Below are 21,244 nucleotides of genomic sequence, written 5' to 3'. Positions count from 1 at the left end.
GTGCGCAGGCTGCGTTAAAGCTGAATAGGACTCTAAAAAAACAAGACGCTTCCATACCCATGCTGTTTATGGGCGATGGAGGCGTTTTTGTCGCGATTATAAAAAAGGCTGCGATTGCTTTCAGCGAAGCTGAGCGATAGGATAAGCAGGCGCTTCTTGATGGATCAGCAGGCGGAGGCCGAGGGTCATGGGCATATGGAAAAAAAACCAAAAGGAACTAGGCATAATTACATAATATGTAATGAAAATTATGAAAAATATGTTATAATACATAACATATTAAAAAATATAAAGAGAAAACCGTTAGGATGGGGTGGTAAATGATGATGGATTGGCTAGGGTTGCGTAAGGGCTTGCCGCTCTGGTGGTCGTATCGGTTGAACCGCGAGATGAAGCGGGATGTCGAGGAGATTTTCGAAGGAATCGCGGCAACCCGTCAGGAGCTGCTGATGAGCTGGGCCGACGAGTATTGGGGACAGCTGGATCGCTTGCTGGAACGGCTGCTGTCGGCTGTACCTGCCGTCGCGAGCGGGACGGACGCCGGACTGAAGCCTGCGCCCCTCCAATGGGAAGGCGATTGCGCCTCGACCCGTCAGCGTGCGCCGGATTTCTCGGAGCTGTTCGTTCTAAACGAGCGGCAGGAGGTTGTATTTTCGACATATGAGCCGCATGTAGCGACCGTATACGGCGGGCAAAGCGTCCTCGCAGCCGGGCTGACTTACGCGCGCGGCGTACCTGCCGGCCGCCGTTGCTTGTATGGTCCATACGCCGATCCGCTGACCGTCAAAATCGGACCCAGCACCTCCAGCTTTCATGATGAGATGACGCTGCTGTTTATTGTGCCGATTGTTGTTGAGGGCCGCTGGCGCGGGGCGCTTTGCGGGCGAGTGCCGAATGATGTAATCGGCGATTTGATCCAGCGCGAATCGGGGCATGTGTACCCGGATTCCGGGGACAACTACCTGTTTATGGCATCGGCGGGCTTGCAGACCCATATTGCGCCGGGAACGGCGTTATCGCGCAGCCGGTTCGAGGATCGCACCTTTACGCATGGCGAAAATTTGAAGGATGGCGTGACGACGGATTGGGGCATGGTGACGGTCAAGGAGCATACCGAGCTGGAGCTGAGATTTACCGATCCGGCAACGGGCGAGCTGCATCCGGGTGTGGCGAATACAATTGCGAGCGGCAGCCATTTGTTTGTCGCCTTCCCCGGCTACTCCGATTACCGCCATATTCCGGTTATCGGCAAGGGAGTGACGTTCCGGCTGGCTCATTGTCCCGACGAGTGGGGGATGATGTGCGAGGGCGATCTGGAGGAGGTGTACCGGATTCGCGGGATGAACTGGCGGCTCCTGCGGCTGCAGCTGCCGCTCGTCGTCGGGGGAATGGTCAGCGCAGCGCTGCTGATTGGCTTCCTTGCCCGCGGAGGGCTGCCCTATTGGTTGATCGGTATCGCTGCCGGACTGCTGCAGCTGATGATCGGGCTGATGGCGGCTTCGCTGCTGCATCGTCACGGGAGTGCTCCGCTGGTGGATCATTTGCAGCAGCTCGCGCGTTTTATCCGCATGAATGCCGAAGGCAAGGGCGATCTGACCCAGCGGCTGCGGCCCGAGCAATTCCGCAGTGACGAATCGCGGGAGCTGGCCAAGTGGGTCAATAACATGATTGATTCGTTGGAAGGGATTATGCTGCAGGTAAAACGGGCGGCTGCGGATGTGCTGTCCAGCCAGCGGCTGCTGAATGAATCGACGGACACGACAGCCGGCTCGACCGAGCGGATGAATATGAAAATTCATGATATGATCGGCAGCTTGCGGAAGCAGCTGAAGGATATCGACCAGGCGAAGGTTGCAGTAGAAGAGATGAAGCAGACGCTCCGCGAAATCGAAGGGCATGCTTCCGGCCAAATTGCCGTCGCCCGGCACGAGGTTGAGCGGATCGGCTGTACGATGTCCAATATTTCAGCCAAGGTCGAGGAAACCAACCGGACGATCTCGACGTTTATGGAAACGACGCAGCAAATCAAGCAGGTGCTGCAGGTTATCGAGGAAATATCGGCGCGGACGAATCTGCTGGCGCTGAACGCGTCCATCGAGGCGGCGCGCGTTGGGGAGCATGGCAAGGGCTTTGCCGTCGTCGCCGCTGAAATTCGCAAGCTGGCCGATCTGACCCGGCAGTCGACCGAGGAAATCAACGGCACGGTGCAGGAAATTTATGCGCACGCGGGAAAAGCCGTCGTCTCTATGGAAGAAGGCACGCGTGTCGTGGAGGAGGGCGGCTTGCTCGTTGCGGCGGCTTCCGAGCTGCTGAACAATGCGTCAGGCAATGATTCGCTGAAAACGCAGGTGATCGACGAGGTTGTCCGGCTGATGGAGCGCATTGCCGAGATCAGCAAGGACAACCGGGTCATTTCCCGCGAGGTCGAGGGCAAGGTGCAGGAGCTGATGGCGGACACCGGTCAGGTGAAGCTGACGAGCAAGCGGGTGGAGTCGATTACGGCGTTTCTGGAACAGCTGATGAACCAGTTCCAGCTGAATGAGGCTCGTGTGCGGTAACGCGATAACAGCCACCGCAGGCAAAGGAAACAGGCGACCGGAACGGAACGGTCGCCTGTTTGAGCTTAGAGGACGAGCCAGACAGCCGGCTTGCGTCGGTTATGCGGAGCTGAGGCCGGAGGCGCGCAGCATCAGGACTGCGGCTTGGGCTCGATCTGGATATGACCGGCCTGGTGGCGCAAGGAATCAATTTCGATGCCCTGCCGGGCCAAATTGGAGCGGATGAGTCCCTCGTCTTCGGTCGGGAATACGTAAGCTGTGCGAATCTCGCTCTGCTGCACGAATTGCTCGGCAACCTGCAGCAGCTTCTCCATCGAGAACGGCTTCCGCAAATACGTCTCTCCTTCCTTCTCCCGGTAATCATGCGGCGGCTCCATCGCCGTTGACACGATGACCGGCGTCCTGTGCAGCTTCGGATGACGGTACAGCTCGGCGATGAAGTCCCAGCCTGTTTTGGCGCCCTCAAGCCCGATGTCTACGATACACAGGCGCGGAGGAGCCTGGACACTGCTGTCCAGCGCAAGCAAGCCTTCCTCGGCAGACCGCAGATGAACCATAGGCAGCTGCAGCTTTTGAAGGCCGACCTGGATCAGCTTGGCCAGATTATCGTCATCCTCCAGCAGCAGAATGCCGTGGTTGGCGTTTGCCCCTTTGTACAGCGGCAAGTGGACCGTAAAGATGCTGCCCTCGCCCATGACCGACTCGAACGAAATCGTCCCCTGGTGCGCTTCGACAATTTCCCTGACGATGGACAAGCCCAATCCGGTTCCGCCAATCTGACGGCGGTCGGAGTTGTCTACGCGGTAAAATTTGGAGAACAGCATGTCCCGCGCATCGTCCGGAATGCCGAGACCGTAGTCCTGCACGCGGCAGTAGACGGAGTCTCCCTTGACCTCCAGGATCACATCGACACGATCCGCTTGCGGCGAATATTTGATTGCGTTGCTTAGCAAATTATGTCCGACCTGCATGATCCGGTCTGCGTCAGCCATGACCCACAGCTCTTGTTCGGGAGCCTGCAGGTGAATCTTGTGGCCTTGCTTGCTGTTCCATTGCTCAATTACTTCGCGGACCAGTCCGCCCAGCTCCAGCGGCAGCAGCCGATATTCCTGCTTGCCGGCCTCCATGCGCTGCAGATCAAGGAAGTCGTTGATCAGCGTGGACAACCGGTTCGCTTCTTTATACACGGTTTGCAAATATCGCTGCTGCTTCTCCGGTGTCAGCTGGCGGTGCAGCAAAATTTCAATAAAGCCGAGTACGCTGGCCAGCGGTGTGCGCAGCTCGTGTGAGACGATGCTTATAAATTCGTTTTTCAGCTCGTCGATCTTTTCTTCCTCGGTCCGGTCGCGGATGACAAACAGGAAGCCCGGCTCGGTGCCGATCAATTCTGCCCCGACCTGGGTGGCGTACAGCTCTACGAATCGGCGCTGCTCGCTGCCGCTTTCGATCGTAAAGCGTTCGGAAAATTTGGGAAGCCGCCCGCTAAGCAGCTCCTCGAAGGCCATAATCGCATGAGCGCTGGAGGACGAGCCGGACAGCATCCGTTTGCCCAACGTGAGCACCGGCTCCCCGACCGGCGAATCAAAGCCTGTCAGCTCCAGCATCCGCTGGTTGACGAACTGGATGATGCCGTTGCGGTCGCACATCAGCATGCCTTCGTTGGTCGATTGCAAAATATTATTGATGACGTCGCGCTGCTCGACAATGAATTTCTTTTCGTGCAGCAGTTGTTCGTTCAGCTGCTGCAGGCGATCCGCCTGCAGGTTGCGCGCTTCATTCGCCTGCTGCACCATAAACGCGAGTCCGAACTGACGGATCAATCCTTGCGCGGTGCGCATGCGCTGCTCGAACGAAGTAATATGGTAGCCGGTAAGCAGCAGGAAGCCGATGCTTTCCTGCTGGTCGTTAAACAGCGGGAAGTAGTAATCGACAGCTCGCTCGACTCCCTGGTGGAACCCGCGCTCGGCGGCGGAGAGCTGCCGGACCGATTCCAGCATCCGCTTCTCCTCCAGCACCCGGCGCGCGGTGCCGTACAGCTCGCTCAGGCGAACGGCTGGCAGCGTGGACGGATAGCCGATGGAAAACACGGGCTCAAACAGCGCTTCGTCGTATTTTGGAGCCGGAGCTTGCCCGGTCCCGGCTTGGTCGCTGCCCGGCAGCTCCTGCTCGGCGTCCCGGGTCGAGCGGTTCAGCACGAGCATGGCCGCATCCAGCTTCAGTGTTTCCAGCAGGGCGGGAATCGAGTGATTCAGGAAAGCGTCCAGATGCGCCGAGCCGCTCAGCTTTTCCTGATACCCGCTGATCGCCTCCAGCTCGCGTTCCCGTTCGGACAGCTTTTCCAGCGTGGCCTCCTGCTCCTCCTGCTGGGCGATAATTTCCTCATTTTGGGTTTCCAGGCTTTCCGCCATGTAGCGGTACGTTTCCTCGCTTTTGCGCAGAGCGGTTTCCGCGCGGTGGGCTCTGATAAACACAACCATCGAAAACAAGCTGACGCCAAGGGCCAGGATGCCGCCGACCGCGATAATGAGCCGGGCCATACGTTCGGCCATACGGGCCGATTGACGCGCCTCGGTGGCGATGTTGTCGATCTCGGACTTCAGCTCCGTCTGCGTTTGCCGGAAGCTGTCCATATACGACTTGCCATTCTGGATACGGCGCAGCGCCTCATCCCGTTGTCCGCTGTTGACCAGCTGGAGCTGGCTATCATAGTAGCTCTGAATATTTTGAATGTAGGGCCGCCCTCGTTGGTTCATCACGCTGCGCAGCCGCGGGTATAGCTTTTCGAATTCGCTCATGCGCTCCAGATCGAGCTGCAGCTTCGTTTTGCCGAGATTATACGGCTCAAGGAAGGCGATGTCGCCGGACAGCTCGTAGCCGCGCAGACCCGTCTCCATATTGATCAGGTCGATGAGCAGATTGTCTGCCAGATCATTGACAGGAATAATGGCGTCAACGAGGCTGTTGATTTTGGTTTCGGTATTCGAGGACGCGATAAAGCTGGACGCGCTGATCAGCCCAAGCAGTGCGACCAGGATGATCGGATAGACGATCGACATACGGGAGCGGGACAGTTTCATCATTAACCACCTTTATGTAAATTCAAGCATTCGACACACTTACTTCGACAGCAACCGTCAAAATCCCTTGCGTTTGTTTTCATGAAGTTGCAATTGCGCTCTTTACGCAGGTATCATACAATAGGCCTAGACATGTCATGTATTCTTCCATGCCTGCGAACTGATTTTCATAACGAGTTAGGAGGAACAATCGATGTCTAATTCGGAGTCTCCGGTATGGATTCCTCCGGCGGCAGAGACGTTCCCGTTCTTTCAACCGATTCTGTCTCTGCAAACGCAGCGCATTATGGGGTATGAGTCACTCGGCCGCCATGTTGTGGACGGAGCTGTACGAAGTCTGGGACCGTTTTTCCACCAGAGCGGATTGACCGACGCGCAGCTGCTGCAGGTAGACCGGACGATTCGCGAGCGGGCGATTGCGGCTATGGCTGCATTGGCGGGTGAGGAGCGGTTGTTTCTGAACCTGAAGCCGTCCTGGATTTACCGCAAAGCGCGGCGGGTCAGCGAGCTGCCGACGCTGGAGATGGCGCAGCGCCACGGGCTGGACCCTGCGCGGATCGTTGTTGAGATTACGGAGGAGCCGTTTGCCGGCAATCTGGAGGAGCTCTCCGCCATGATCGAGCTGTACCGGGAAGCGGGCTGCTCGATCGCCATCGACGACATTGGCAGCGGACACAGCAATTACGATCGTATTGCTTCGTTAAAGCCGAATATTTTAAAAATTGATCTCAAGCTGATGAAAAAGGGCGTCGTGCATGAGGGATATAATGCGCTGTTGAATTCCTTCTCGATTTTGGCTGCGCAGATGGGGGCTTCCATGCTGGTAGAGGGCGTGGAAACGCAGTCGGACCTGACCTATGCGTTGAAGGTAGGCGCGCGCTATGTGCAAGGGTTTCTGTTCTCACCGGCCGAGGCTTCCTTCCAGCCTCAGGATGCGTACGCGCAGCTGCTTCAGGACAACATTGCGCTGTACACTCGCAGCGAGCTGGAGCGCCAGCAGGGACTGTACGCAGCTGCGAACGGGTTGCGGGAGCTGTTGTCCGAGCAGACGGGGATCGGTTCCTCGGCGGAAGCCGACGCGCTGCTGAACAAGCTGGCGGGCCATGTGGGAGGCAATGTCGTGCGGATGTATATTTGCCGGGAGGAGGGGTTCCAGGTGTCCTCGAATTTCACCCGCGCCGCCGACGGAAGCTGGAGCCGGGATGCGGCGTACGAGGGCTCGAACTGGATCTGGCGCCCGTACTTCATCCCTACCGTTCTGCAGATGAAGCACGGAAGGCAGGGATGCTTGTCGCAGCCCTACAGCGACCTCGGCACGTCCCGTTCGATGCAGACGTACTCGGAACCGCTTGGCGAGGCGCATTATGTGTTTTTCGATCTGGAGATCGGCTAGGGCGTGTCTGAAAACGCTGAAGGCAGCAGACTTTGCCGAATTTTCGTTCCAAGCAAGGAAGTTTTCCGCAGGCGTGCCGGGGCACGTCAAGGTAAAGTGACGCGGCAGGGGGCGAAAAGGCGGTAAAAGATGCACTTCAGCGATTTTTGAGACACGCCCTAATCGACCCACTCGCTGCGCAAAGTGAACAAGTCCCGCAAATCATCGGTGGACAGCTCGGTAATCCACTGCTCCCCGGTTCCGACGATTTGCTGGCTCAAGCCAAGCTTGCGCTCGATCATTTCATCTATGCGCTCCTCCAGCGTGCCGAGGGTCACGAATTTGTGGACCTGGACGTGACGGGTTTGCCCGATGCGGAACGCCCGGTCTGTCGCCTGATTTTCCACGGCGGGGTTCCACCAGCGGTCAAAATGAAACACATGGTTCGCCGCGGTCAAATTCAGTCCGGTGCCGCCTGCCTTGAGCGACAGCAGGAAAATGCCGGATTCGCTCGCAGCCTGTCCGGAGCTGTTCTGAAACGCGTCGATCATCCGATCCCGTTCCACCTTGGCGGAGCCGCCGTGCAGGAACGGGATTTTTCCGCCGAATTCCTCGGTCAGCGCCTGCTGCAGCAGGTGGCCGGTTTCGACAAATTGGGTGAAAATCAGGCATTTGTCGCCTTCCTGCCGCAGCTCCTGCACCATCTCCAGCAGCCGCTCCACCTTGTTCGACCGGCCGCGCCAGTTCAGGCGCGCGCTTGTCGCGCTGCCGGCGCCCCCAGCCAGCCCCGGATGATTGCACAGCTGCTTGAGCTTGGTCAGCGAGGCGAGAATAAGGCCGCGCCGCTCCATTGTCGACAGCTTGTCGAGCCGCTCGAACATATCCCGGATGTAATGCTCATACAAGGTTGCTTGCTCCGCCGTGAGCGAAATATACGATTTGTATTCATATTTATCCGGCAGATCGAGCTGGATTGACGGATCTTTTTTCACGCGGCGGAGCAGAAACGGACGGATCAGCCGCTGCACCTTGGCGATCAGCTCGGCATCCTGAGTCCGTTCGATCACATGGACGTACCGCTGGGTGAAGTCACGCAGCGTTCCGAGGTAACCGGGATTCAGAAAGTCAAAAATCGACCACAGCTCCGTCAGCCGGTTTTCAATCGGCGTACCGGTCAACGCGATGCGGTGGCGCGCCTGCAGCGTCCGGATGGAGGACGCTTGCTTCGTGTAGGCGTTTTTGATGTTTTGCGCCTCATCCAGACAGATGCATTCCCACTCGATGAAGCCAAGCTCGGCTTCGTCGAGGTGGGAAAGCGTATAGGTCGTCAGCACGATATCGCACGCGCCGACGGCCGCCATGAAGGCATCGCCCTTGGCCCGGCTTGGGCCATAGTGCAGATGGATGCGCAGGTCGGGCGCAAACCGCTGCAGCTCCTTCTGCCAGTTGCCGAGCACAGACGTCGGACAGATGAGCAGCGACGGGCCGGCAGGCTGCGCGTCCGCCTGTGTCCTGCGCTGCAGGCCGGCGAGGAAGCCGTCCGCGCCGCGAGCTTCGGGCTGCGGGTGCTGCGGGTGCGGGCTGCCTGCGGGGCTGCCTTCTGCGGCGGCAGGCCATGGGTGCTGCAGCGCGTCTGCGCTTGGCCCAGCTTGCTGCTGTTCGCGCAGATGGAGCAAATAGGTGATCATCTGAATCGTTTTGCCGAGGCCCATATCGTCGGCCAGACAGCCGCCAAGGCCGCATTGCCGCAGAAACAGCAGCCATGAGATGCCCTCAAGCTGGTAGGGGCGCAGCGTGCCGCGGAACGAAGCGGGCGGTGCGAGCAGCGGCGGCCGCTGGGCATGGTTCAGCAGCTGGACCAGCTCCTCCAGCTGCTCGTTCAGCTCGACCTCCAGATTAAGCGGACGATGAAACTCCTTCTCTTCCTCGCCCTCGGAGGAGCCGAGCAGATGCAGCTCCAGGACGTCGCGCAGCGTCAGCCCCTGCTTTTTTTGCACATTTTTCATCACCTGCTGCAATTGCTCCAGGTGACCCGGGTCCAGCTGCACCCATTGGCCGCGAATCTGGATCAGCTTGCGGTTTTGCGCCAGCAGCTCGCGAAATTCCTCTTCCGTCAGCTCCAGGTCGCCGAGCGCGATTTTCCAGTCGAACCGCATCAGCTGGTTCAAGCCGAGCACCGATTGCGGTCCGGAGCCGACCGACGACTTGATCTTGGCCTTCAGCCGCGGCCGCCACTTGCGGATGCGCTCCCACCAGGCGGGGAGGAAAACGGAATACCCCGACTCCATCAGCTGCAGGCTGCCCTGCGTCAGCAGCAGCCACGCGTCGTCGGAGGACAGCCCGCCGCGCAGGCCGCCTGCATCTGCCGCGAGCCACGGGGCGATGCGCGTCCATTTGGCCGCGTCGCGCACGGCGCGGACCCGGTGCGGCCGCCAGTCGGCAGGCAGCAGGGCCGCGTCGTCGCCGTTGGTATTGTCCCGGCCGCCGCCGTCGGGCAGGTCGGCGGGACGGTCAGCTTGCGCTTCGACGAACTCGTCCTCAAGCTCCAATTCAGCCCATGCGCGGATGACGCCGGCTGGCAGCTCAATGGCCGTTTCCTTGGCCTTGCGGTCCTGGAGGACGATCCGCAGCGGCCAATCCTGGCCGTCGGCGGCAGGCTCCTCCAGCTTGAGACAGGTGCGGAACGGCGTTCCGTCCGACTGCCAGCCGATGGAAACGAGCCAGTCCTCTTCATCCATCCACACATCCGGGGATGTCTGGCCGCGCCGCAGCAGAGGAAATGAGCGCTCCAGCCTTGCGAGATGCGCACGCATCACGCCGTCGGCCTCAATCCACAGCGGGATCAGCTGCTCCAGCCATTGCCGGGCCAGCGGCGCCGAAGCCCAGGTAGCCGCCATCGCGGGCAGCTCCAGCTTCCAGCCCAGCTCGCCGTTTTTCCATTTGGCAAAGTCGGGCATAAAGCGCCCTGCGCCAAGCGCGTCGCGGACGGGAGCGGCCAGCCGGATCAGCTCAGCCAGCTCCAGCGTAAACTCCAGCTTCTGGTGCTGCACCGTCGGCGGCGCCGCCAAGTAGTCCAGCGCCTCCAGCGCAGGCAGCAGCAAGCCTTCGATCCCGTCCGCTTCGGTTACCTCGATAAACGAGCCGTAGAAAGAAGCCGCATGCCAGGCGAACAGCCAGTCGCGCAAATCGTAGGCGTCGCAGATGCCCTGGTTGTAGCGTGTGCCCCAGATGAAGAAGCTGTGCTGCTGCGTCCAGCGCAGATGAACGCGAATCGAGGTCGTATCGCTTATGGAATCCATTTTTCCCTCCGAAGCTCCTCCTGCAGCGCCCGCAGCCGGGCATGCTTGCCGGCCAGCCGGTACAGGTAGTCGTCCCAGACGACCTGGCGCTGAAGTTTGGTATAAATCAGATGTAGTTTTTTCAACAGCTTCATCGCGCTTTGGTAGGCCGTCCGGTTTTTCTCGGCGATACAGCGCTCGACCGCCTGGTGGTACAGCGGCAAGGTCAGCGACGCATCGTGATGCTCGACAGCGTTTAGGTCGGGCGCATACAGGTTCAGCGGTGAGACGCGGCTGGCCAGCTGCAGGTCAACCCAGGCCTGATAGCGGCCGGATCGCATCAAATAAGCCGTATAAAACGGGTACGTGCGGGGCAGCAGCGCCGCCATGACCTCGATCCATTCGGAATCATCGGGCTGCCGCTGAACAGCCTCCATCCAATACTGGCAAAATTGCCGCAAATCGTCCGGCTGGGCCCGCTGCATCAACGGCAGCAGCCAGCGCAGCCAGCCGAGCATCCGCGCCCACTGCTCCTGCTGGTAGCTGTCGTGCAGATACAGAAAAAAGTCGCGCGGCTCCTTGCGGTTCAACTGATCCAGCTGCCGGCGCGCCGCTTCGTCGCCTTCCTCCATCAGCGCGAAGTGGGCTTCCGCCAGCCGCAGCGCGTCCTCCTGCCTGGCGTTCAGCTCCGAGGCGGCCAGCCGCTTGCGGATTCGCTGCCGTTCACTGCGCACCCAGGCGGTTTCGGCCGCCATGCGCCACCAGATGCTCCGGTAGACGGTTGACCACGGCAACGGAGATTCCTTGCCGGTGAGCGCCGCCTCGGCAATCAGCGCAAGCGTCTCCTTCCAGTAGGCCGGATAAGCGCCCGCCATGCCGATCAGATCCATGCGGGGCAGCCGCTCCTGCAGCTCCTCCTGGCATTGCCGCGCGACCGTCTTGCAGCCGGTTTCGATATAATAGGACAAGTAAGAGCTTTTCGTATCCGCCGCAAACTGCTCGATTTTCCGCATGATAAACAGCAGCAGATGAAGCGCATATAAATCCCGCAGCGGCGGCGGCCAGCCTGCGGCATACGGGGTCAGCGACTCTCTGGCGCTGTTGTAAAACAGCTCGATCGACTGCTGCTGGTTCAAGCCGAAGCCGTAAAATTGCTGATCGAAGAAGCGCCGCCATTGTCCGGGCGGTTGCTCAGGCACAGGCGGCTCCAGCCGCTCCTGCTGCCGCTTCTCAGCTGTACGGCTCGACTGCCGGGACTGCTGCTGCCGGCTGCGAACGAGAAAGGCTTGCTTCAACTGCTGCAGCAGCAGCTCCGGCCGGCCGTACGGTGTGTACAGCGCAAACACAAGCGCTGCCTTATGCTTGCAGTAATCCCCATCCTGGCAGCTGCACTGGCTGCGTACCGGCGCCTCCAAATCCAATATGACCTCGTACGCCTTGGTTTCCCGTACAAGTGCGTGAACCTCCAGGCCCTGCTGCAGCTCGATGCTTTCGACACTCCGCTTGTGGAGACATTCCCAGCCCTCTTCCACTTGCTCCGCCGCAAAATGGTCGCGCAAATACCGCGCCAGCATCGTTATTCGATTTTTCGGGATCTGCAGCTTGAGCATCCGTTGCCCTCCGCTCGTTTTGTCTATCCTTATAGTGTACCAGATTTTGCATGCGAATGCGCGGCCGGGTCGTTCCGTTTACAGGGAGGGCCTGATTCGGGCCGCGGTCCGGTTGCGGGAGCGGCGGCTTTGCAGGTACAATAAGTGCAATACAGCTGTGACGAAGAAAGGGTGAACGGGCATGGGGATTAAATTTGGACGGGAATATAAGGACATTATCGGCGATTTTACGGAAGCGCTTCAATCGGTGGACGGCTGCCATGAGTTTCTGGAGATGGAGGCGAACGATTGGGCCGAGCTGCCTCCTGAGGAGCGTACCGCCTGCATGCAGACGCTGGCCGACGATCTGTTCTACGGACTGGGGACGGAGGCGACGATGCACGTCGGCGATTGTCAGGTCACGCATGATCCCAAGCGTCATCTGATCCGGCTCGATTGGGGCGATTCATTTACAAGGGTCATTCATCTCGTCTAAATCGGGAGCAGCAGGCAGCCGCCAAACAAGAGGAGGTACAACCGCATGCCAACCATCATGGAACGTTTGCGCAAGGGCTATGGGAAAAAGCTGGGTTTGCTGCACGCCTGGAACGGCTGGCTTGTCGTCATCCTGGCGTTAACCGGGCTGCTGCTGGTTGGCGGCTATTGGCGGGGCGTGCTGGGCGAGGGCAGGGTTTGGCTGAAAACGGCGCATATTGTCGTCGGCATTGTCTCTCTGCTGCCTGTCCTTTATTATTTGCTACTGGCGGCGAAGCACTGGAAAAGCTTGCGCGGCAAGCCGTGGCAAAAGTGGAATGTCCTCGTCGTGCTGACGCTGCTCGTCGGCTGGTTCGTCTCCGGCGTGCTGCTCTGGCAGTTCCGGGCCGTAGGGCCGGGTGTGTCGAACGTGGCGCTGGTGGTGCATGATGCGCTGACCTGGGTCGGGCTGCCGTATCTGATCTACCACTCGATAACCCGGGCCAAGTGGCTCAAGGAGCCGCATCGGCAGACGGTGAAAACAGGGCGGGAGGAGCCGATGCTTCACCCGGCGGCCGAGCCGCAGGGCGTGCTGTCGCGCAGATCGCTGATCAAGTGGGGCATTGGCGCGGGGCTGGGGATTACGCTAGGACCATCGTTTCTGAAATGGCTTAGCGGCGCGCTCGGGGCCAACCTGAGCGGCACGCAGACGCTGGATGAGCTGATCGCCCGCGATGCGAACCAGCTGCTGCCTGCGCCGCAGCCGCTGCCCGCTTCCTTGCCGCCCGTCGGCGGCGGGGCGAATGGACAATTTCGTGTGTACACGGTGACGCCGATTCCGAAGTTCGATAATGCCAGCTGGTCCTTCCGCATTGACGGACTGGTGGAGAAGCCGTCCAACTGGGACTGGGCGCAGTTTGTCGAGCTGAAGCGGACGGTGCAGGTGAGCGATTTTCATTGCGTGACCGGCTGGTCGGTGTACAACAATACGTGGGAGGGTATCCCGCTCCGCGAGCTGCTCCGGGCTGCCGGGGTTCAGGCGAAGGCGAAGACGGTCAAATTTTATTCCGGCGACGGAGTCTACACCGATACGCTGACGCTTGAGCAGGCGGATATGGACGATGTGATGGTAGCGGTCATGCATGACGGCAAGCCGATTCCTAGCGATCTGGGCGGACCGGTCCGGCTGGTCGTGCCCAAAATGTACGCCTACAAGTCGGTCAAGTGGCTCAACCGTATTGAGCTGATCGAAGGGGAGCATGTCGGCTACTGGGAGAAACGCGGCTATTTAAATGACGCTTGGGTGTGAGGTTCGTTGTGTGAGGTTCAACTGCGGGGCAAAATCAGGGGCTGCCGGTAAACGCAGGCGGACAAGCGGGAGCCTGCCGAACCGACGCTGGAGTGAGTAGAGCACCGGAGCGAATAGCGCGCTGAGGCGAACGGAGCGCCGGGAGATAACAGGACGGCGCGGATGGACCGCACGAAGCGTCGCATTCCGCCCGAAACGGGCAGCTGCGGCTTGTCCTGCGGGGGCGGGGCCGTCGTCTGGAGCCGGCCGGCTACGCGTTCAGCAGTTGTTCATTTGGAGCCAGCGGACTAAGCGTTCAGCAGCCGTTCGAGGCGCTCGCGCAAGCTGTGCGGCAGCTCCCGTTCGAGCGCTTGGCGCAGCCGCTCCGGCTCGGGGCCGCCGGTCTGGCGCCAGTGCTGTTCAATGGTTTCCGCACGGGTGATGCGGTCTGGAATCAGACTGTACAGCACGTGCCAGTCCTCCAGCGAAGCGAGCGGAATGTCAACCTTTTCGGCGGCTGTCCGTTCGGCGGTGGCCGTATCCGCTGCCAAGCGTATGATCCGGTCGCGCTGCTCCCGACGCCAATCAAGCCGGTATGTGCCTTGCTCATGCCGGATGCTGAATAAGCCCAGCAGGTCGACCTCCGTCCCGGCAATCGTGTAGTGGGTAAAGTGGACCGTGCAAAACGGCTCCTTGGGCGCCATCACGATGGAATGACCGAGCTGCTTCAACGTCTCGTGAGCGCGCGGTGCGTCCTTGGCGGCAACGAGCAGGTCCAGGTCGTTGGCGCGCGCCGTCAGACCGTAGACGCTCAGCATGGCTGAGCCGCCCAGCGCCCATTCGATCTGCTCGCGGTTCAGGCGGCTGGCGATCAAGCGAAGAGCTGCCGCATGTTCGGCTAGCATAGAAGCATCGTACTCCTTTTAGTTCATTTTTCCGGCGGCGACCATACCATGCAGTGAAACTCGGCCAGGCCGGCAGGGCTCATTCGCTCATAGGTGTCGGTGATGGCAAAACCCGCCTTCTCATAGGCGCGGATCGCACGCTCGTTCCACGTCAGCACCTCCAGGTCAATTTCGTGGCCCGGCTGCAGCCTGCGCGCTTCTGTAGCGATGGCCAGCACAAACGGCGCGCCGCTTCCTTGCCCGCATGCGTCCGGCCGCCGTCCAAGGCCAAGCCGGGTTACACCGACCATCGGGAAAAATTGGGCGAAGCCCTGCAAAGCTCCCTGCGCGTCCAGCACAGCGCGGTATTGCTCGTCGCGCAGCCGCGGATCGGCGAACTCCTCCTGCAAGGAAGCCATCAGCTCCCAGGGCCGCCATTCATAAAGCTGGTAGGGCGGTTCATACCGCCACTCGCAAATTTCGCGGCAATGGCTGAACTGCAGCGGCGCGATATAGAAGCCGGTACTTGAGCGGCCGTCAGCCGTCGGCTGAATAAGGGGTTCAGGTGAATGGGTCATACGCTGCGGCTCCTTCTGGCGTAAGGATTTCTTTCGTCCCGCCGCTGTCCGTTGTATACTGTTAACTATACCGTAACTTATCCTTGTAAAGGAAGTGTTCGCTTTGACGCAGTCGCAGGTGGTTAGCCAACAGTGGCTATTTGAACATGGAACCGATGATCATATTGTCATCGTGGATTGCCGGTTTGCTTTGGGAAATCCTTCATCAGGGCGTGACGCGTACGAAGCCGACCATATTCCAGGAGCGTTTTATCTGGACCTGGAGCAGGACTTGTCCGCTGGGAAAAGCCACCACGGCGGCCGCCATCCGCTGCCTGATCTGGACGCGCTTGCCGCCAAGCTCGGCAGCATCGGGGTGGATGCGGATGCGTTTGTCGTCGCTTATGATGATCAGGGCGGAGCGATGGCGTCCCGCTTGTGGTGGCTGCTGACGTATTTGGGCCATGATCGCGTCGCGATTCTGGACGGCGGCTACACCAAATGGCAGCAAGCCGGGTACCCGACGACCGATGAACCGCCGCTGGAGCATGCCGCCACCTTCCGTCCGCGTGTGCGTCCGGAGCTGGTGCTGTCGATGGATGACGTGAAGCAGCGCCTGGGCCGTCCCGGCACGGTTATTGTCGATTCGCGGGAGCCGCGCCGGTACGCGGGGCTGGAGGAAGCGATTGATCCGGTCGCAGGCCATATTCCGGGTGCGATCAACCGCTTCTGGAAGGACGGGCTGAACGCGGACGGCTTGTGGAAGCCGGTAGAGGAGCAAACGGAACGTTTTGCCGACCTGAAGGCAGCCGAGGAGGTTGTCGTCTATTGCGGGTCCGGCGTGACCGCTTGCCCGAACGTGCTGGCGCTGCGTCAGGCGGGAGTCGCCAATGTGAAGCTGTATGCGGGGAGCTGGAGCGACTGGATTAGTTATGGGGAGAATGCGGTAGCGGTGGGGGAAGAATAAACGCCGAGAGGCCGCGTCGGACAAGGGTTTGGGGGGTGTGACAGGTTATGAGCAAGTGACCTGCTGCAGCCCTCTTTGGGCTTTTCTGTCAACAGCTTGCAAACAAGAAGCTGAAGAAAGCAGTTGCAAGAACCCCGGAGCCGACCACGCGCACTGGCGAGCGTGGTCGGCTATGAATTTGTCTAGCCGTGCAGCGTGTCGTCAGACCTTAGGAACGCTCACCAAGAAATTCGTGTTGGTAAATTGCATTAATCCTTTCCAAAACGTTCATGGATTGACCATTAAACTTTAATTTCGCAGCCTGACCTTTCAGCAAGAACATACCGGTCTCATTACGGTGTTCCCCGAAGGCCCCCTCATACAACTGGTTCGCGCCGTGGGTAGGCGGAGAGAAAAACAGCTTCATTAGTAAATTAACCACGAGAGGCAGTCCGGATTTCTTTCCTTTTCTTAGCGTATTATTGCCGCCCGGGTCAACGCTGCGGATCTTAATGCCTTCCTTGGCAAGCTGCGATGCGATAGCCTGAGTCCACAGCGAAAGCGCCAGCTTTGAAGTGGCATAAGGACCCAACAGTTTGCGGAAGGCTTGGGGGCGTTCCAGGATTTCGATATTAAATTCTTTCACATAGTTTAGTGCCGAAGATGAGGTGTTGATCACCGTTTTTAAGGTGCCGTTTTTTATGAGTTCTTTTAATTCCGCAAGAATGATATACGGAACAACCGTTAGCAACTCATAATGCTTCTCGCGCCCTTGCTTCGAATAGCTTAGTTCAGAAAAAGACGCACCGGCGTTGTTGAACAAAATATCGATCCACTGCTCCTTGTCTTTGATTTCTTCCAAAGTCCTTCTTAAGCTGGCATAATCGGTGAGATCTGCTGTTTTATAAATCCGAAGCCATCCGTTCATGACAGCTTTTTGGATTTCCGTATCATCTTCCGGAAAATCGGAACGGTTCAAAGCAACCACCTGCCAGTTATCCGACAGCAATTTCCGGGTTAATTCCAACCCGATCCCGGCGCTTGCACCTGTAATCAGTGCAATATTTTTGCGATTGTTCCTGTTCATTCTACGTCTCCTCCTTATGTCGGGATATTTTCCTCGATAGAGCACATTCTATAACTTGGAGTCGACTCCAAGTCAAGGTGCGATAACAAAGTTTGATCCCAAGGCTAAGAGACTTGACTTGGAGCCAGCTCCAAGATGTATGATGAACAAGGAAGGCAATTTCTGGGGGGGGGGGGACAGGATGAAGGCAGAGCAAACTTTTACGATAAAGCAAACCGCCGATACAATCGGAATTTCCGAGGATACAATCCGTTATTACGAAAAGATCGCGCTGCTTCCTCGAGCGGACCGGAAGGACAACGGACATCGCATTTACCGGCAAGAGGACATCAATACGATTCGGCTGATAACCTGCATGAAAAAAACGGGGATGCCACTGGAGGAAATGCGGCCGTTTTTGGCGGTCTCCGCCGACGCCGATCCTGCGGAATATCCCGAACTAGTGGAACGCTTAAGGAATCACCGAGAAAATATCGTCAGCCAAATCGCCTCGCTGCAACAGGTCGTCGATTTTATCGACATGAAGCTGAAGGAGGGAAAATACCGCCAGGACTGCTCGGATGAAAGCCAGGACGGCGATTCCAAGAAAATAATGGGGAAATCGAAACTAAAGCCTGCCTCACCCGTCGAGATTAGTTATTTCTCCGCATCGGCCAAAGCAGGAAAGTCATCGGCTTCCGTTAGATAACATGTAAATATTAAGCCTGAAGGAGAACCATATTTCCAGGCGTGTTGGTTATCCAGTAACAGGGAAATAGAATTTGAAAAGAGGCCTCGCCTTTAGTAGAATCGGTAGTTACCACACCACGATTCGAAAAGGAGACCTCTCATGAAAAAGATTACCCCATTTACGAACTTTACGCAAATGTTGCTTAGCGAATAAGAAGTAAAGGCGGTTGTGGCAGCGATCGGCTATCACGACAAAGGGAAGAAATTCACGACATACACCCTGCTACAGTTTTTAACAAATGCTGCTGCAGGGCAGTGGGAAAGCTACCGTGCCGGCGTGGACAAAGCAGCAAGTTGTGGTTGCATAACAGCACCAAGTCATCCATCATCACATGCAAATCGCTATTGATCGTTTCTTTCGTACGTTTATATCTTCTCGATCAGCTTTCTCCCGAATGGAGAGCTCCATTTTCTTCCTGCTGGACCGATACAAGAAAACTAGCCACCTAAAAACTGGTTAATCAACACGCCTGATGGTATATTACCTTTGTATGTACTTGATCTGAAACAAGGGGGAGTTAACCGTGAAAAACTATATGGTGTTTGGCGCCAGTAAAGGATTGGGAGATGCATTTGTCAGAGGAGTGCCTCAGCCCGGAGATCGCGTATGGGTCGTTTCCCGGAGCAAGCCTGAGAGCTTGAATCTGGATGACGGGGTGCAGCGAACCTGGATTCAAGCGGACCTGTCGGAGCTTCATGCGGCCAGCCAGATCGCCGAGCGGCTGGGAGATGCTGTGCTGGACGTGGTCATTTACAATGTGGGGCTTTGGGAAAAAGAAGGGTTCGAGGATCATTACACGTTTGATAAGGATGAGCCTGCCGATCTCAGTCATCTGATTCAAGTGAATATTACGTCGGCCATTGTTTGCATACAGGCGCTGCTGCCTCATCTCCGCCGGTCTGCAGCCGGAAAACTAATTTTTATTGGTTCGACGGCCGGTTTGAGCAACGCGAATAGCACCCAAGTCGCCTTCGTCGCCTCCAAATTTGCGATTCGCGGCATTACAGAGGCGCTTAGAGAGCATGTCAGACATGACGGTATCGCCGTCACCTGCATCAATCCCGGTGAGCTGGCCGCTGAAATTCCTTATGAAGAGGGAGCCGACAAAGCGCTTGAAGCCTATAAGGGGACGCGGATTCCGCTTCATGATCTGGTTGCCTTGGTGAAATGCATTGTCAGTCTTTCCAAAGCCGCGTGTGTGAAAGAAATCAATATTCCCGCACTTACAGATGTCAATACCTAAACGAAATAGCGGAAATGAGCAAGAAGTGCAGTCCCATCCGGCAGTGGTGGGGGGGACGGTGCACGGCAAAATAATTCCGAGTAAACATATTGACATTTATGGATAATGAGTTAGGATAAGGATAACAGATTGTGGAAGGGATCACTAAAGATGGTCATCGAATGGAGGAGCGAGCATGAAGACAGTGGCGATTATCGGCGGTAGTCAAACAAACACCTTCAAGAAATTAGGCGAGAAGCGAGGGTTCATTATCGAGCATCACAGCGGCAAAACGGGTGGAGGCCCCGTGGAAAGCTACTTCCTCCAAATCATTAATCATGCAGATATTATTATTGTTTTAAAAGGCGCGATCAAGCATACCTCGATGTGGGCCGTGAGGGAGCTTGCGAAAAAGAAGGGGAAGAAGATTGATTACCACGATGGCTTTGGCGCGACGGGAGCGCTCGAAAAGGCGTTGCAATTAAGTTGAATAGGGCTTGACCTATAAACAATTAAGTATAGGAGTGGAGAGAGAGATGAAGAGGCTGCATGTACTGTCCGTTTTTTCATGATTTTGATCATGGTGGCAACCGGCTGCGCCAAGCCCGCAGATCCAAAAACTTTGGCCAGTGCTACCCCGGCTCCGTCGCCTTCAACCAGTCCGGTCAGCGAGAAAGCAAAGCTGAAGGTGGGCATTTCCGCAGGCGTGGAGGAAGAAATCTGGAAAAAGGTGAAAGAGGTAGCGGCGAAGGACAATCTGGAAAAGCTACATCGTACCATCCTGGTAAGTGATACGCCAGATGGAAAAACAAAGGTCCTCTTTCCACTCGGAAGGGACCTTTTGCTTTATCGCTGTATGAAGGGAGAGGCCATCTTGATTGAAATAAGAGACGTCAGTAAAACGTTTGAACAAAAAGGAGGACGGGTTGAAGCGGTAAAGCAAGCCAATATTCATATCCGCAAAGGTGAAATATTCGGGGTGATCGGCTACAGCGGGGCTGGCAAAAGCTCGCTTTTGCGCTGCATCAATTATTTGGAAAAGCCCACCTCAGGCAGCATTCGGATCAACGGTGTGGAGATGTCGCAATTAAACGAGCATGGTTTAAGGATGATGCGCAGAAAGATCGGGATGATCTTTCTGCACTTTAATCTGCTTTCTTCAGCAACCGTGTATCAAAATGTAGCCGCCCCGCTCCAGCTGGTCAAGAGGCCAAAGAAGGAGATCGAAGCCAAGGTAAGAGAGCTGCTTGATTTGGTCGGACTTCGGGACAAGGAACAATCCTACCCGCGTCAGCTTTCCGGCGGACAAAAGCAGCATGTTGCCCTTGCCCGGGCGTTGGCGAACGATCCGGAGATTTTGCTGTGCGATGAGGCTACTTCGGCATTGGACCCTCAAACGACAGACGAGATCCTGGACTTGCTGCTGGACATTAACCGTAAATACGAAATTACGATTGTTCTTATCACGCATGAAATGCATGTGATCAAAAAAATCTGCGATCAGGTTGCCGTGATGGAGAATGGCAGCATTGTCGAGCAAGGTCCGGTTATTGATCTGTTTTACGCGTTTTCTGAAGGAGCAGGGCTTAAGGATTGAGGTAAGAAAAATTGTTGAATAAATTAATCGAAGATGCGGACCTCTATGTGAAGTCTATTAATGAAACAGCTGTCATGGTCGGATATTCGCTTGTTTTTTCAACCGTGATCGGATTGCTGCTGGTGGTGCTGCGACCGGGGCATCTTTATGCCAATGCAGCTGTCTATCATCCCCTGAATGCTACCATTAATGTGATTCGCTCCATACCGTTCATCATTATTATGGCGGCCATAACGAAATGGCCCGTCGGCACGACCATCGGCGTGAAGGGGGCGATTGTCCCGCTTGTTTTTTACACCGCGCCTTATCTCTCCCGTTTAATGGAAACGGCGTTGCTGGAGGTCGACCCCGGCGTCATTGAGGCGTATCAGGCGATGGGCGCTTCGAAACGGCAAATTATATGCCGCGTCATCTTACGGGAGGCGCCACCTGCGCTGGTTCTGGGACTTGCCATTGGTACGATTGGACTGGTTGGCGTATCGTGATGTACACCTCGGTGCTTTTGCTTGTGATGATCGTTCAGATCTGCAGTCCTTGGGAAATCGGATATCGAAGCGATTGAGAAAGTAAATTTATGTTTTTTTA

At 57.2% G+C, this 21,244-nt stretch carries 16 protein-coding genes and 1 pseudogene; 11 read left to right on the top strand and 6 right to left on the bottom strand.

The window, feature by feature from the left end; translation table 11 throughout:
* Window positions 1-159: 159 nt before the first annotated feature.
* Window positions 160-324, top strand: a complete 165-nt coding sequence (locus AC6ROY_RS15625; protein ID WP_500101498.1) for a hypothetical protein — start codon at window positions 160-162, stop codon at window positions 322-324.
* Window positions 324-2,558: a methyl-accepting chemotaxis protein gene (locus AC6ROY_RS15620; protein WP_500101567.1), complete on the top strand. Its 2,235-nt coding sequence runs from the start codon at window positions 324-326 to the stop codon at window positions 2,556-2,558. Before AC6ROY_RS15625 ends, AC6ROY_RS15620 begins: the two co-directional genes overlap by 1 nt.
* Before the next feature lie 131 nt (window positions 2,559-2,689).
* Here the strand turns inward: AC6ROY_RS15620 and AC6ROY_RS15615 are convergent, their stop codons facing one another.
* Window positions 2,690-5,635 (bottom strand): ATP-binding protein, encoded by a 2,946-nt coding sequence (locus AC6ROY_RS15615; RefSeq protein WP_500101497.1) that lies wholly within the window; start codon window positions 5,633-5,635, stop codon window positions 2,690-2,692.
* A gap of 193 nt (window positions 5,636-5,828) precedes the next feature.
* On the opposite strand from AC6ROY_RS15615, the gene AC6ROY_RS15610 reads away from it, so the two are divergent.
* A complete protein-coding gene (locus tag AC6ROY_RS15610; RefSeq protein WP_500101496.1) occupies window positions 5,829-7,028 on the top strand; it encodes an EAL domain-containing protein in 1,200 nt (399 codons plus the stop codon).
* A gap of 158 nt (window positions 7,029-7,186) precedes the next feature.
* Here the strand turns inward: AC6ROY_RS15610 and AC6ROY_RS15605 are convergent, their stop codons facing one another.
* Window positions 7,187-10,306 (bottom strand): DEAD/DEAH box helicase, encoded by a 3,120-nt coding sequence (locus AC6ROY_RS15605; protein WP_500101495.1) that lies wholly within the window; start codon window positions 10,304-10,306, stop codon window positions 7,187-7,189.
* Window positions 10,294-11,895 carry an SWIM zinc finger family protein gene (locus AC6ROY_RS15600; RefSeq protein ID WP_500101494.1) on the bottom strand — a complete coding sequence of 534 codons (1,602 nt, stop codon included), beginning with the start codon at window positions 11,893-11,895 and terminating at the stop codon, window positions 10,294-10,296. The genes AC6ROY_RS15605 and AC6ROY_RS15600 overlap by 13 nt, the downstream gene beginning before the upstream one ends.
* A gap of 181 nt (window positions 11,896-12,076) precedes the next feature.
* On the opposite strand from AC6ROY_RS15600, the gene AC6ROY_RS15595 reads away from it, so the two are divergent.
* Window positions 12,077-12,370, top strand: a complete 294-nt coding sequence (locus tag AC6ROY_RS15595) for a hypothetical protein (RefSeq protein WP_500101493.1) — start codon at window positions 12,077-12,079, stop codon at window positions 12,368-12,370.
* A gap of 45 nt (window positions 12,371-12,415) precedes the next feature.
* Entirely contained in the window at window positions 12,416-13,657 is a 1,242-nt protein-coding gene (locus tag AC6ROY_RS15590; protein ID WP_500101492.1) for a molybdopterin-dependent oxidoreductase, read from the top strand.
* Window positions 13,658-13,944: 287 nt separating this feature from the next.
* Here the strand turns inward: AC6ROY_RS15590 and AC6ROY_RS15585 are convergent, their stop codons facing one another.
* Together AC6ROY_RS15585 and AC6ROY_RS15580 are read right to left on the bottom strand one after the other, a co-directional pair.
* Window positions 13,945-14,541: a nucleotidyltransferase family protein gene (locus tag AC6ROY_RS15585; protein ID WP_500101491.1), complete on the bottom strand. Its 597-nt coding sequence runs from the start codon at window positions 14,539-14,541 to the stop codon at window positions 13,945-13,947.
* Between the two features lie 23 nt (window positions 14,542-14,564).
* Window positions 14,565-15,098 carry a GNAT family N-acetyltransferase gene (locus tag AC6ROY_RS15580; RefSeq protein WP_500101490.1) on the bottom strand — a complete coding sequence of 178 codons (534 nt, stop codon included), beginning with the start codon at window positions 15,096-15,098 and terminating at the stop codon, window positions 14,565-14,567.
* A gap of 103 nt (window positions 15,099-15,201) precedes the next feature.
* On the opposite strand from AC6ROY_RS15580, the gene AC6ROY_RS15575 reads away from it, so the two are divergent.
* On the top strand, window positions 15,202-16,044 hold the full coding sequence (locus AC6ROY_RS15575; protein WP_500101489.1) for a sulfurtransferase: 843 nt from the start codon (window positions 15,202-15,204) through the stop codon (window positions 16,042-16,044).
* Window positions 16,045-16,252: 208 nt separating this feature from the next.
* Here AC6ROY_RS15575 and AC6ROY_RS15570 read toward each other — a convergent pair whose 3' ends face one another.
* Window positions 16,253-17,110 carry an SDR family NAD(P)-dependent oxidoreductase gene (locus AC6ROY_RS15570; RefSeq protein WP_500101488.1) on the bottom strand — a complete coding sequence of 286 codons (858 nt, stop codon included), beginning with the start codon at window positions 17,108-17,110 and terminating at the stop codon, window positions 16,253-16,255.
* Between the two features lie 181 nt (window positions 17,111-17,291).
* On the opposite strand from AC6ROY_RS15570, the gene AC6ROY_RS15565 reads away from it, so the two are divergent.
* From AC6ROY_RS15565 to AC6ROY_RS15545, 5 genes and pseudogenes are all read left to right on the top strand, one after another.
* Window positions 17,292-17,798 carry a MerR family transcriptional regulator gene (locus AC6ROY_RS15565; protein WP_500101487.1) on the top strand — a complete coding sequence of 169 codons (507 nt, stop codon included), beginning with the start codon at window positions 17,292-17,294 and terminating at the stop codon, window positions 17,796-17,798.
* Window positions 17,799-18,363: 565 nt separating this feature from the next.
* Window positions 18,364-19,083 (top strand): SDR family NAD(P)-dependent oxidoreductase, encoded by a 720-nt coding sequence (locus AC6ROY_RS15560; RefSeq protein WP_500101486.1) that lies wholly within the window; start codon window positions 18,364-18,366, stop codon window positions 19,081-19,083.
* Between the two features lie 175 nt (window positions 19,084-19,258).
* Window positions 19,259-19,552 carry a DUF2325 domain-containing protein gene (locus AC6ROY_RS15555; RefSeq protein ID WP_500101485.1) on the top strand — a complete coding sequence of 98 codons (294 nt, stop codon included), beginning with the start codon at window positions 19,259-19,261 and terminating at the stop codon, window positions 19,550-19,552.
* A 384-nt stretch (window positions 19,553-19,936) separates the two neighbouring features.
* Window positions 19,937-20,623: pseudogene (locus AC6ROY_RS15550) on the top strand (methionine ABC transporter ATP-binding protein); the annotation flags it as partial.
* Between the two features lie 50 nt (window positions 20,624-20,673).
* Window positions 20,674-21,144: a methionine ABC transporter permease gene (locus AC6ROY_RS15545; protein ID WP_500101484.1), complete on the top strand. Its 471-nt coding sequence runs from the start codon at window positions 20,674-20,676 to the stop codon at window positions 21,142-21,144.
* The last annotated feature ends 100 nt before the right edge of the window (window positions 21,145-21,244 follow it).

It is taken from the genome of Paenibacillus sp. sg306046 (assembly GCF_059821225.1).
The sequence above is the reverse complement of the archived record's forward strand: the minus strand, read 5'-3'. Positions and strand labels throughout refer to the sequence as shown.

Coding starts and splice junctions, on each gene's coding strand:
- AC6ROY_RS15555 (WP_500101485.1), top strand. CDS start 19,259: ATGAAGACAGTGGCGATTATCGGCGGTAGTCAAACAAACACCTTCAAG.
- AC6ROY_RS15565 (WP_500101487.1), top strand. CDS start 17,292: ATGAAGGCAGAGCAAACTTTTACGATAAAGCAAACCGCCGATACAATC.
- AC6ROY_RS15580 (WP_500101490.1), bottom strand. CDS start 15,098: ATGACCCATTCACCTGAACCCCTTATTCAGCCGACGGCTGACGGCCGC.
- AC6ROY_RS15610 (WP_500101496.1), top strand. CDS start 5,829: ATGTCTAATTCGGAGTCTCCGGTATGGATTCCTCCGGCGGCAGAGACG.
- AC6ROY_RS15570 (WP_500101488.1), bottom strand. CDS start 17,110: ATGAACAGGAACAATCGCAAAAATATTGCACTGATTACAGGTGCAAGC.
- AC6ROY_RS15605 (WP_500101495.1), bottom strand. CDS start 10,306: ATGGATTCCATAAGCGATACGACCTCGATTCGCGTTCATCTGCGCTGG.
- AC6ROY_RS15620 (WP_500101567.1), top strand. CDS start 324: ATGATGGATTGGCTAGGGTTGCGTAAGGGCTTGCCGCTCTGGTGGTCG.
- AC6ROY_RS15595 (WP_500101493.1), top strand. CDS start 12,077: ATGGGGATTAAATTTGGACGGGAATATAAGGACATTATCGGCGATTTT.
- AC6ROY_RS15625 (WP_500101498.1), top strand. CDS start 160: ATGGATCAGCAGGCGGAGGCCGAGGGTCATGGGCATATGGAAAAAAAA.
- AC6ROY_RS15600 (WP_500101494.1), bottom strand. CDS start 11,895: ATGCTCAAGCTGCAGATCCCGAAAAATCGAATAACGATGCTGGCGCGG.
- AC6ROY_RS15590 (WP_500101492.1), top strand. CDS start 12,416: ATGCCAACCATCATGGAACGTTTGCGCAAGGGCTATGGGAAAAAGCTG.
- AC6ROY_RS15585 (WP_500101491.1), bottom strand. CDS start 14,541: ATGCTAGCCGAACATGCGGCAGCTCTTCGCTTGATCGCCAGCCGCCTG.
- AC6ROY_RS15615 (WP_500101497.1), bottom strand. CDS start 5,635: ATGAAACTGTCCCGCTCCCGTATGTCGATCGTCTATCCGATCATCCTG.